The organism is Desulfobacter sp. (assembly GCF_050177295.1).
Map to the genome: position 1 here is coordinate 1 of NZ_JBFXHE010000113.1, position 11,349 is coordinate 11,349.

10 protein-coding genes and 1 pseudogene are annotated in these 11,349 nt (G+C 53.5%); all 11 read right to left on the bottom strand.

Annotated features, from left to right (window positions below):
• On the bottom strand, positions 1 to 1,254 hold a 1,254-nt coding region (locus AB7U36_RS10065; RefSeq protein ID WP_428159649.1), incomplete at its 3' end, for a DUF3683 domain-containing protein.
• A 34-nt stretch (positions 1,255 to 1,288) separates the two neighbouring features.
• Positions 1,289 to 2,905: a peptide chain release factor 3 gene (locus tag AB7U36_RS10070; protein ID WP_428159650.1), complete on the bottom strand. Its 1,617-nt coding sequence runs from the start codon at positions 2,903 to 2,905 to the stop codon at positions 1,289 to 1,291.
• 130 nt (positions 2,906 to 3,035) lie between these two features.
• A complete protein-coding gene (locus AB7U36_RS10075; protein WP_428159651.1) occupies positions 3,036 to 4,241 on the bottom strand; it encodes an ABC transporter permease in 1,206 nt (401 codons plus the stop codon).
• Entirely contained in the window at positions 4,238 to 4,969 is a 732-nt protein-coding gene (locus tag AB7U36_RS10080) for an ABC transporter ATP-binding protein (RefSeq protein WP_428159652.1), read from the bottom strand. Before AB7U36_RS10080 ends, AB7U36_RS10075 begins: the two co-directional genes overlap by 4 nt.
• A gap of 4 nt (positions 4,970 to 4,973) precedes the next feature.
• Positions 4,974 to 6,275, bottom strand: coding sequence for an efflux RND transporter periplasmic adaptor subunit (locus tag AB7U36_RS10085; RefSeq protein WP_428159653.1), 1,302 nt, complete (start codon positions 6,273 to 6,275; stop codon positions 4,974 to 4,976).
• 16 nt (positions 6,276 to 6,291) lie between these two features.
• The gene (locus tag AB7U36_RS10090) at positions 6,292 to 7,797 is read right to left on the bottom strand and encodes an efflux transporter outer membrane subunit (RefSeq protein WP_428159654.1); all 1,506 of its coding nucleotides are present in this window, start codon (positions 7,795 to 7,797) and stop codon (positions 6,292 to 6,294) included.
• Positions 7,798 to 8,006: 209 nt separating this feature from the next.
• Entirely contained in the window at positions 8,007 to 8,771 is a 765-nt protein-coding gene (locus tag AB7U36_RS10095; RefSeq protein ID WP_428159655.1) for a DUF4198 domain-containing protein, read from the bottom strand.
• A gap of 10 nt (positions 8,772 to 8,781) precedes the next feature.
• Entirely contained in the window at positions 8,782 to 9,459 is a 678-nt protein-coding gene (locus AB7U36_RS10100) for a DUF4857 domain-containing protein (RefSeq protein WP_428159656.1), read from the bottom strand.
• Positions 9,456 to 10,070 carry a DUF4857 domain-containing protein gene (locus AB7U36_RS10105; protein ID WP_428159657.1) on the bottom strand — a complete coding sequence of 205 codons (615 nt, stop codon included), beginning with the start codon at positions 10,068 to 10,070 and terminating at the stop codon, positions 9,456 to 9,458. The genes AB7U36_RS10100 and AB7U36_RS10105 overlap by 4 nt, the downstream gene beginning before the upstream one ends.
• Positions 10,070 to 10,741 (bottom strand): hypothetical protein, encoded by a 672-nt coding sequence (locus AB7U36_RS10110; protein ID WP_428159658.1) that lies wholly within the window; start codon positions 10,739 to 10,741, stop codon positions 10,070 to 10,072. The genes AB7U36_RS10105 and AB7U36_RS10110 overlap by 1 nt, the downstream gene beginning before the upstream one ends.
• Positions 10,741 to 11,349, bottom strand: a pseudogene (locus AB7U36_RS10115) (ABC transporter ATP-binding protein); the annotation flags it as partial. The gene AB7U36_RS10110 and the pseudogene AB7U36_RS10115, both read right to left, overlap by 1 nt.

Below are 11,349 nucleotides of genomic sequence, written 5' to 3' on the forward strand. Positions count from 1 at the left end.
GCTGTTGTCAAACCGGGTGCAGACCTGGGTAATCACCTTGCCTGCCTCGGTCATGTCATTGCCGAAAAATTCAATGCAGCAGGTGGCCTTGTGTGCAAACTCAGGGTAGAGGATAAATTCGGCCCAGGTGATGATGCCGTCACACCCCTCTTTCTGCAACCCGGGCAGGCCGCCTAAGACCTTATTGGTGACATCCTTGCCCAGGTTCTTTTTACGGATCTCCGCCCCGGTCAACTCAATGGTGTTCAGGATCTGCCCGGTTTCATCTGTCACCACAAAACTAAGCTTATCCTCGTACCAGATTTTGCGCAGGGGATGGTCCTGGCGCGCCACTGTGAGCAGGCGGCCGTCGGGCATGGTGATCCTGAAAGCAAGGACATTGTCAATGGCGGTACCGTAGAGCACGGCTGTTTTGCCGCCGGCGTTTTCCGCCAGATTGCCGCCAATGGTGCAGGCCCAGGCAGAGGTGGGATCTGTGGCAAAAATATACCCCTGGGCCGCTGCCGCATCCTTGGCATTCTGGGTGATGACACCGGCTTGAAGCGGCATCACGGCATAATCCCTGCCGTCCTTTGTTTTGCGGTGTTCAATGGAAAAAATGGTGTTCAGCTTCTCCGTATTGATCATGACGCAGTCCGGAGCCAGGGGCGTGGCCCCGCCGGTGAGCCCGGTGCCCCCGCCCCGGGGAATGATATGAAATCTTAAGCTTTTTAATTTTCTTACCAGTTTGGGGATCTGGTCTTCCCGGTCCGGCCGCAGCACGGCAGCGGGCATGTATCTTCGCCAGTCCGTGGCGTCCGTGGCATGGGATGTAATGTTAAAGGGGTCAAAGCATATGTTGGCCTTGCCGGCAACCGGGGAAAGCCGCCGTATTAGCCGGGTCTGTTCCTTTGCCACGGCCCGGATCTGGTCCTTGAGCTGCCGGAGTGAGGATCTGCAGGCGTCAAGCACAATGCGGACCTCGTCGTGTTCGGCATGCCCGGCAATATTGAAAAGGTCATTTTCAAATTCGGTAAACAGCCGCCGTCTCAGCATGGGGTGCTCCACCAGCTCCTGGAACAGAAAGGCGTTCCGGCGGATGATGAAAAGATCCCCCATGAAACGGTGGAGAAGGCGGGAGGAGCGGCCTGTGCCTTTAAGGGTTTCCAGGATATGAATGGTGCTTAAAATCTCATTGCCGAACAAATGTGCAATGATCTGGTCATCCCCGGCCGAGGTATAGTTAAACGGTATTTTTCTGAAAGGATCTCGCATTATACTTCAAATAAAATATGGCTGTCTGTCAAACCTATTCGTTGTGTTCCCTTGTTTTGTGGAACTCGATGTCCGGCCAGTCTTCCCGGGTAAATCCAAGCTGATATTCACTTGTGGTCAGAAAGGTCAAACGCCCTTCTGCATCCCGGGTCAGGCTGGATTCGTTTTTCCGGATAAATTCTTTGAGCATTGATTCGTTTTCGCATTCCACCCACCGGGCCACGGACAGGTCAATGGATTCGTATCCTGCACTGACATTGTACTCGGCCTTAAGCCGTGCCATGGTCACGTCAAACTGGAGTACACCCACGGCACCGATGATATGCATGTTGCCGTGCAAAGGGCGGAATACCTGGATGGTGCCCTCTTCTGCCAGCTGGGTCAGCCCCTTGCTCAGGGCTTTGGCTTTCAAGGGATCTTTAAGCAGCACCCGTCTGAAATGTTCCGGGGCAAAATTGGGGATGCCCAGAAATTTCAAAGGTTCTTTCGTGGTAAAGGTATCCCCGATCTTGATGGTGCCGTGGTTGTGGATGCCGATGATATCCCCGGGATATGCCTCTTCCACATTGGACCGTTCCTGGGCCATGAAAATGGTGGCATTGGCAATCTTGATCTCTTTTCCAATACGGTGGTGCCGCACCTTCATGCCCTTGGTGAATTTTCCCGAACAGATCCTGAAAAAAGCGATCCGGTCCCTGTGCTCGGGGTCCATATTGGCCTGGATTTTAAAGGTGAACCCTGAAAATGCAGCTTCGGCAGGATCCACATCCCGGGACGCCGTGGGCCGGACCCCGGGGCAGGGTGCAATCCGGACAAATGCGTCCAGCATCTCCCTGACCCCGAAATTGTTGATGGCTGAACCGAAAAACACCGGGGTCTGGGTGCCGTTGAGATATAGGTTAAGATCAAAGGGATCTGCAGCCACGGCAAGCAGTTCCACATCCTCGCGCAGCTGATCAGCCCGGCTCTGGCCGATCATTTCATCCAGCATGGGATCATCAAGATCCCTGATCATTACCCCGTCGTCATTTTTAGGGGTATATCCCGGCGTAAAAATTCCCAACTGCTGCTCTTCCAGGTTATACACCCCTTTAAACCGTTTTCCCATGCCGATGGGCCAGGTCAGAGGAACGCATTCGATCTGCAGCTTATCTTCAATATCCTGGAAAAGATCAAGGGGGTCGAGCCCTTCCCGGTCCAGCTTGTTGATAAAGGTGATAATCGGCGTGTTGCGCATCCGGCACACTTCCATCAGTTTCTGGGTCTGGGGTTCCACCCCCTTGCCGGAGTCAATGATCATCACGGCACAGTCAACCGCCGTGAGCACCCGGTAGGTATCCTCACTGAAATCCTTATGCCCCGGGGTGTCCAGCAGATTGATTTCGTAGTCCTTATAATTGAACTTCATCACGGAAGACGATACGGAAATACCTCTTTCCTGTTCAATGGATAAAAAATCCGAGGTGGCGGCCCGGGCAGCTTTCTTGGATTTCACGGCACCGGCCTGCTGGATGGCGCCGCCGAACAACAGCAGTTTTTCCGTTAATGTTGTTTTGCCGGCATCCGGGTGGCTGATAATGCCGAATGTTCTGCGTTTTTTTATTTCCGGCAATAATCTTTTGTCTAATATTTTGTCTGTGGGGTTTGTCATTGATGTCTTTTTAACCTGCCCGATTCATGCAAAGGGCTTTGAAATAGTATAAATTAAGGGTGGAAATCTAACAGCATTTCAGCATAGAATCAAGCTTTTAAAAGTCTGGTTTTTTGAAGAGAGAGGGTGATTATTCATGGCGCAGCGCGTCAATGGGATCCATACGGGCTGCCTTCAGGGCCGGGAAATATCCGAACACCACACCCACTGCCGCAGAGAAGAAAAACGCAATAATAATGATGGAGATATCCGGGGCAAAGGGAATCGCCAGCATTTTTGCGGCACTAAAGGAGGCTGCCAGGGCCAGGATGATGCCGAAAATGCCGCCAAAGGAGGAGAGCACTACGGATTCCACCAGAAACTGCAGCATTACTTCATGTTCATAGGCGCCGATGGCCAGGCGGATGCCGATTTCCCGGGTGCGCTCGGTCACGGATACCAGCATGATGTTCATGATACCGATTCCCCCGACCAGAAGGCTCACCGCAGCCACGGCACCGAGAAGGGCGGTCATGGTTTTGGTGGTGGAGGTGAGCATGGTGGCAAGCTCTTTGGTGTCCATGATCCTGAAATTGTCCTCTTCATTGTCGGCTAGGTGCCGGCGTTTTCTTAAAAGCGACTGGATGGCGGCTGACGCCGTGGTTGAGGAGGCTTCGCTCTTTACGGCCACCTGGATAAAGGGGATGTCCTTGTTGCCGGAAAAACGGCGCTGGACCGCTTTCATGGGCATGATGACACAATCATCCTGGTCCCGGCCCATGGAGGAGTTACCCTTGGCTTCTAAAATGCCTAGGATCTGGCAGGATACCCTGCCCAGACGCAGTTTCTGCCCCACAGGATCCGTGTCGCCAAACAGGTTTGCCCTGATGGTGTCCCCCACCACACATACGGTGCGCCCGGCGTTGATTTCATTTTCTGAAAAGGTTCGTCCAGCTTTTATGGTCCAGTTGCGTACCGTAAAAAAATCGTTGGTGGTGCCGGTGATGCTGGTGCTCCAGTTCTGGTTGCCCATCACGGCCACGGCAGATGCGGATACGGCCGGGGCCACGCCTGCCAGATCATTGATCTGCTGTTCAATGGCCTGGACATCTTTGATCGAAAAATTCGGGGCGCCTGTTGTCTCGCCAGGCCCGTGGCGCTGGCCCGGGCTAATGAGCAGTACATTGGTGCCCATGGCGGCAATCTGCTGGGTCACCTGGGCCGTGGTGCCGTTGCCGATGGTTACCAGGGTGATCACGGCAGCCACACCGATAATAATACCTAAGATGGTGAGCACCGAGCGCATGACATTGCGCCGGATGCCCCGCAAAGCCAGGATAAACGTGTTCCGGATCATCGGTCCTGGCCTCCTTTTGCTGCCGGGGCATACGCGTTTTCTACGTCTGCCACCTGGCCGTCCACAAAGTGGACGATTCGGTCCGAGTAAGCGGCCATATCTGGTTCATGGGTGACCATGACCACGGTGATTTTCTGCTCCTGGTTCAATTGTTTTAAAAGCGCCATGATCTCATGGCTTTTGGCCGTGTCCAGGTTGCCCGTGGGTTCGTCGGTAAATAATACCGAAGGTGTGGTGGCAATGGCCCGGGCAATGGCTACCCGCTGCTGCTGCCCCCCGGACAACTCGCCGGGGGTGTGGGCTTCGCGTCCTGCAAGCCCCACCTGTTCAAGGGCCTTGCGTGCCAGGGCTTTGCGTTTCTGGGACGGTATCCCCCTGTACACCAGGGGAAGTTCCACATTTTCCATGGCCGTGGTCCGATTAAGCAGGTTGAATCCCTGGAATACAAAGCCCAGGTAAAACCTTCGCAGGGTAGCCAGCTGTTTGCGGCTCATATGGCTGACCTCCACCCCGCCAAACTTATACTGGCCGGATGTGGGGGTATCCAGGCATCCCAGGATGTTCATGCAGGTGGATTTGCCCGAGCCGGACGGTCCCATCACCGAGATAAACTCCCCGGATTCAATGGACAGATCAATGCCGCGCAACGCAAAAATCCTGGCTTCATTGCTGCCGTAGGCCTTGGTGACCCGGGTCAGGGAAATCAATGCATGTTTTTTGTCTGCCATGGTTTTACTTGCCCTTTGTGGTGGCTGCAACAATAACTTCGGTGCCTTTGGAGATGTCCCCTTCCAGAATCTGGGTGTTAATGCCGTCGCTTAAGCCCGCTTTGACAGGTACAGGCCTTGGCCGCTTGTTTTCATCCAGAATCCATAGGGTGTCCCGGTCTTTGCCGCCTGTGATGGTGACATGCTTGGCCGACTGGTTGCCGCGCCTGGGCGGGCCGGGCACAAACATTTTGAGTAGCGATGGTTTGCTGTTGTCTTCCCCGGGTTTGGGCATTGAGAATCTCAGGGCTGCACTGGGTACGGACAATACCTGATCGGCCTGCTCAACAATAATATCTGCCGTGGCCGTCATGCCCGGGCGCAAGGCTAAGTCGCCATTGTCACAGGTCATGATGGTTTCATAGGTGACCACCCCGTCCGTGGTGGTGGCATTGAACCGGACCTGCAGTATTTTTGCCTCAAATTGGCGTTTGGGATAGGCATCCACGGTAAAGTGGGCGTCAAGCCCTTCCTTGACCATACCGATGTCTGCTTCGTCCACATCCACGTTCAGCTTCATTTGGGTTAAGTCTTCTGCCAGGGTAAACAGCACCGGGGTTTCAAATGAGGCGGCTACGGTGGAGCCTTTTTCAATGTCCCGGGTCAGGACAATACCATTCACCGGGGAGATAATGTCTGCTTTGGACAATTCGGTCAACGTGCTGTCCAAAGACGCCTGGACTTCGGCTACGCTGGCTTCGGCACTGGCCTGGTCAGCCAAGGCCCGGGTATAGTTGGCTTGGGCTTCATCCAGATCAGTCTGGGCCGGTACTTTGCCGCCGCTTAATTCCTGGACTTTTTTCAGGTTTTTTAATTTCCGGTCCGTCTCTTTCACGGTGGCCTGGGCCTGGCGCACTGATGCCCGGGCTGAAGCCAGGGATGCCTCGCTTTTGCGCACCTGGGCCTTCAGATCCGTGATGTCCAGCCGGGCCAGGATCTGGCCTTCAGTGACCTGGTCGTTGTAATCAGCAAAAACTGCCTTGATGGTGCCGGATAATTCACTGCCCACCTCCACCTCGTTGGTGGGTTCCAGGGTGCCTGTGGCGGACACTGTTACGTGGATATCGGTGACAGCGGCAGGCGCAGTTTTAAAGGTCATCCATGGGTCCGGGCCGGAACTGCCGCCTGGCAGGCCTTGGGGCAGCAGGAAAAAATAAGCCCCGCCTGCGGCAAGTGCCAGAATCAATAGAATTATGAAAATGCGCTTTTTGCCTTTTGGGGAGTGGGCTGCGTTTAATCTGTCATTGATATCATCGGTTAAATCCATGGGAACTCCAGAGATGTTAAGGGGTTTGCTGTGTTTCAGATCTGTTTTGTCCGCCTGCGGTGTTGTTAGATCCGGCCGGGGACCAGCCCCCGCCAAGGACCTTATAAAGGGTGATCAGATCGGATACACAGGTGCCCTGGCTTGTGGCAAGATCACTTTCATAGGATAACACGGTCTGCTGGGATGTCAGCACTGTGGTGAAATCAACAAGGCCGGATTCGTATTTCTTTTTAGCCAGGTCTTCGGCGATCCGGGCCTGTTCAGCGGCAACACTTAGATGGTCCAGGCGGATCTGCTCCTTGGCATAAGCCACCAGGGCATTTTCCACCTCTTCCAAGGCCGACAGGATGGTTGCTTCATACTGGATCAGGGCCTGTTCCTGCAATGAGCTTTGAACCTCAATGTTTTTACGGATACTGCCGGCATCAAACAGGGTGTGGGACAGGCTTGCGGCCAGGGACCGGGTCCAGTGGGATGGGTCAAGGGCATTGTCAATGAGTTCGGCAGGGCTTAGGGCGTTGACACCGATGGAGCCGGACAGGGTCAGATCGGGATAAAGGCCTGCCGTGGCCACCCCCACCTGGGCGGTCTGGGCAATGAGTTCGTATTCAGCTTCCCTGATATCGGGCCGCCTTCGCAGGGCGTCCACGGGAAGCCCCACGGCAATGGACGGCGGAAGCCGGGGCAAGGGCTTGGGATCTGTCAGTTTATCATTCAGGGTGCCCGGGGCAAGACCCGACAGCACCGCCACCCGGTTCATGGCCTCGGCCAGGGTGGATTCAAGGGCAGGAATCTGGGCTTTGGCGCTTTCCAGGCTGTACCGGGCCTGGTGGACATCCAGCTCATCGGTAAGGCCTGACTGGTTCTGCCACTGGGTCAGCTGGAAAGATTCGGTCTGGGAGGCAATGCTCTGCTTGACCACGCAAAGACGTATCTGGGCGGTACGTACATTAATGTAACTGTCAGCAAGGTCTGCCACAAGACTGACCAAGGCGTCCCGCCATGCTTCCTGTTTGGCGGCCAGGCTGGCGTCCGCGGCTTCAATGGTGCGCTGGATCCGGCCGAACAGATCAATTTCCCAGCCGGCATCAAGACCGGCATTATAGGATTTTGACACTGTGCCGGTACCGTCTTCATTGCTGGTCCCGGTCCAGGACGTCCCGCCCGAGGCATTGACGGCGGGCAGTTTATCTGCTTCTTCAATTCCCTTGAGCAGCCTGTACTGGCGAATGCGCTCCAAGGCCAGTTTCACATCCAGATTGTTTTGAACCGCACAAAAGATCAGATCCGTGAGCACCGGGTCATTGAGTACCGTCCACCATTGGGCCAGCTGTTCAGGGGCTGAAGGCGTTTGCGCCAACCCCTCCTGCATGGGGGCGTGCCAGGACCCTTCCGGGAAAAGGTCCGGCTGTTTGTAATCCGGTCCCACGGCGTTGCAGCCCGCAAGAAGAGTCACAAAAAGAAAAACCAGACACATGGCTGGCCAGGGGGTGTCTGACAGAAAAAAAAAGCGTTTTTGCATAAACCAAATCCTTTGGCTTTGAAAGCAGAAAAATAAAGAGAGGAGACAGGGGCGCTTCCGATTCAAGCGCGGGTAGTCTAATGCAGGCAGGGCAGGGCGTCAATATGTTTTGTATAACATACATGGCAGAAACACCTGCCACAACGAAAAATGAAAGTCCTTTAATTCCAGCGCGTTGATGAGACTTTCATATAAAAAGAATAATGAAACTAATGGGATTTGGATTCAGGCCGTTTGCGTTCATTATCAATTTGTAATGTCAGGGTGGAAAACCCCATGTACGTGGCATCCCAGGTCCCTTCGCCTGTATATGGCTTCCCATCCAGGACAACTTGAAGTTCCAGGGTATCCCCGGATTTGAGGTCAAAAATATCGGTTGCAGGTATAAGTTCCAGGGGCAGACTCAGATTTGCAGGGAAAGGCCCTTTGGGGATGCCGCATTTAATATAGGTTTTGGCGTATTGTTTGGAATAGTAGCTTGTTATTACCGTGCCAGGCCGATTTTTGATCTTGTCAATGGATTTGACGGCATGCTGTTCTTTGCCGTTTGTATCCTTGAAAAAGGTGTAGTAGCCTGGCGTTGTTTCAGCGGTCAGTCCCCAGATACCAGGGGCATTGTATTCCACCATGTGTGAATGCAATCCCTGGCTGTCCATGATGTCAACGGTCCGGGCCTTTCCGTCAGGGGCGATTACCTGGACTCGGCTCAGTTTTTTGCCCCGGATGCCGTCGGCCACAGGGATGAAGTGGCCGTAACAGAAAAAGAACGGAATGGATTTGCCTTCATCGGCCATGAACCGGGTGGGCTGAATGTAAAGGGTGTGGCCCAATGCGCTGGCTGCCGTAAGACAGATCAGTGCCGGAACCAGAAAAGGCAGAAAACTGTGTGATAAACGGGAATGGACATTGGTATGCCGGTAAAGGTAGAAAACCGCACCACACACGGCAAAGGCGACAATCATGTTTTCAATCATTATTTTTCTCCTAATCACTGATAGTTGCGATAACCATGGCAACCAGTCCGTAAAGCCCGGTCAGGGCCACAGTGGCTGTCCGCATACCCCGGGGCCATTGGCCTGTAAATATTTTTGCACCACCGGCAAAGAGCAGTGCACAGATGCCCATGCCGGACAAAGACCATATGGTGCCGGGCACGAGCCTGGCCTTGACATACCTGCTGTCCGGGGTGGGGCCAAGTGCCAGGACAAAGGGAAACAGTATATTCCGGAACAGGGTCGCGGGTGTGGCTGTGGCCCTGGACATGGTGTGCTCATAACTTTTAACCGGAGAAAAAGAGTCGTCCAGGAGAACTGCCCGTATCACCGTATCATCGGAATACACCGCCGTGCAGTACAAGGGATTAAAAATCAGTTTCAAGTCCATACGGTCAGGATCAAAATTGTTTAACGGCAATGGTATCAGCCGGTAGTTGTCATAGGATATCAGGCTGATGCCGCCGTTGCCGTCAAGGGCTAAATCGTAAAATTTCTTCTGGCTGTTTTCAGATACCTGGATGGCCCTGATCCTCAATTCAGGCGAAATCGGGGTTTTCTTGATCTCAGGCTTGTCATCCACCCGTTTGACATGAAAAACATGATAATCGCGGTCCACAATGAACACGCCTTCGTCAAAGGGTTTAAGCACCGTAAATTTGCCGTTCACAGATCTGGCAGGGAATTTAAATCCCTTTTTTTTAAGGGTAGGGTATAGGTGTACATTTTTGTGAACACTGGATCCACAGCATTTTCATCGGCATTGATGAACTCCATATCACTGTCTGTCATGCGGAACCGGTCTTCGGGAAAAACTAGCCTGGCCTGGCCCGGGTTGGATTCCAGCAGGGGGTAGAACGGCACATGGGGGGATTTTTCAGCAAGATCTTTGGCCTTAAGCTCAAGAACACGGCGCTGGGCCTTGATCGTTATTTTATCAAAGGTCTGCCCGTTCAGGGTCATGGGCAAAAGGCCCTGGATCTCCATGTTTTTATAGTAGATAAACGGCAGATGGCGTTCAAAGGTTTTGCGGGGCACATAGGTGCCGTCCGCTTTCATATAAGCCAGGTTGCTGTGGTGGTCCAAGGCAAATCCTTTGGCAGGGTCCGGCACCTTTCCCACTATTTTTTCCGTTAAAATAAAGTCCTGGCTGACAGGGCTGTAGAACAGATGGGTTTTTTCAACGTCATCCATAAAAATTTTGTCATACAGCATGGGCAGATATACCGCAGATACCAGGATGACCAGGACATAATAAACTGCCTGCGCTTTGGGATTCATTATCCTACTCTCCTGCAGCGAAATCTGAATACCGGTAAAAGCACTGCCAGCATCATCAACGCCAGGGGCACACTGAGCAGTGCCAGACATGGTTCGTATGCACCGGGGTCAACAGGTTGCAGGTAAAGCCCTGTGATGCCGGCCCCAATGACCAGGTTGACTGCCTTGAGCCGGAAATTAGGTTCAAGCAAAGCCAGTGCCATGCCAAGATAGGCGCCTGCCCCGGCCATGGTCCAGGGCAGGGCGGTCAACAAACTGATTTTTATACCCTGCCAGGGAAAGAACAGGCCTGTAATCAGACCAAGTCCGAAAAGGTCGGCCAGGGCCATGGCGCAATAAACGGTCAGCCCCACCAGAAGATGAGTCAGGGCTACAAATGCAGGGGGCACAGGCAGATGAAGGGAAAGGCGGAACCGCTCTCCCCACATTTCAGGAAGAAACTGAAAACAGGCAATCAGCATACCGGATAAAAGCGGGATATATTTTAAAAGGCCAAAATGGATCTGGCCCAAGTGAAGTACCCGATACCACACCACCTCCGGGTGGTCCAGCATAAACAGCCTCCGGGTGGCAACATAGAGGTATAGAAGGATACAGATGTGGGCAGCGATCACCAGTAATCCGGGTCCGCGGATTTTGAAAAATTCTTTTCGGAAAATGGCCTGAATCATTAATACCTCCCCGTGTATCCGATGAATGCATCCTCAAGGCTTAAAGGAATAGGCTCAAGCAGGTTCCCGGGAATGTCTGTATTTTTAAGCGCATTCTCCAGTTCCCGGACCGGGGAAAACGTAAACAGATCCCAGTGATCCTTATGAATTTCAATATTTTTGAGCATGGGGCAGGCAGACAGCACCTGTTCCCGGTTCATGCCCCGGGGTACGCCGGAGGTGCTGCCATTGGCTGAAACCGGCAACCGGAAGCAGGAAAAATCAGTTTTAAACTGCGCCAGGGAGGTGATCATCAAATTCCCGCCGCGTTCGAGGAAGATCGCCTCATCCACAAAATTTTCCATATCCTGGATCACATGGGAGGTTAAAAATACAGTGCGGTTCCCCTGGGCCAGATAGTCGCGCATTTCATCCAGAAACAGCCGTCTGTATCCGGCATCAAGCCCGATGGAGTAGTCATCAAGGAGCAGCAGTTCAGGCTGCTGGGCCATCAAAAGCCCCAGCACCACCTGGGAACGCTGGCCGCAGGACATCTGCCGGATCAGATGGCCTGGTGAAAGTCCAAGCTTTTTCACCATCCGGTAGTAAATGCGTTCATCCCAGCTGGG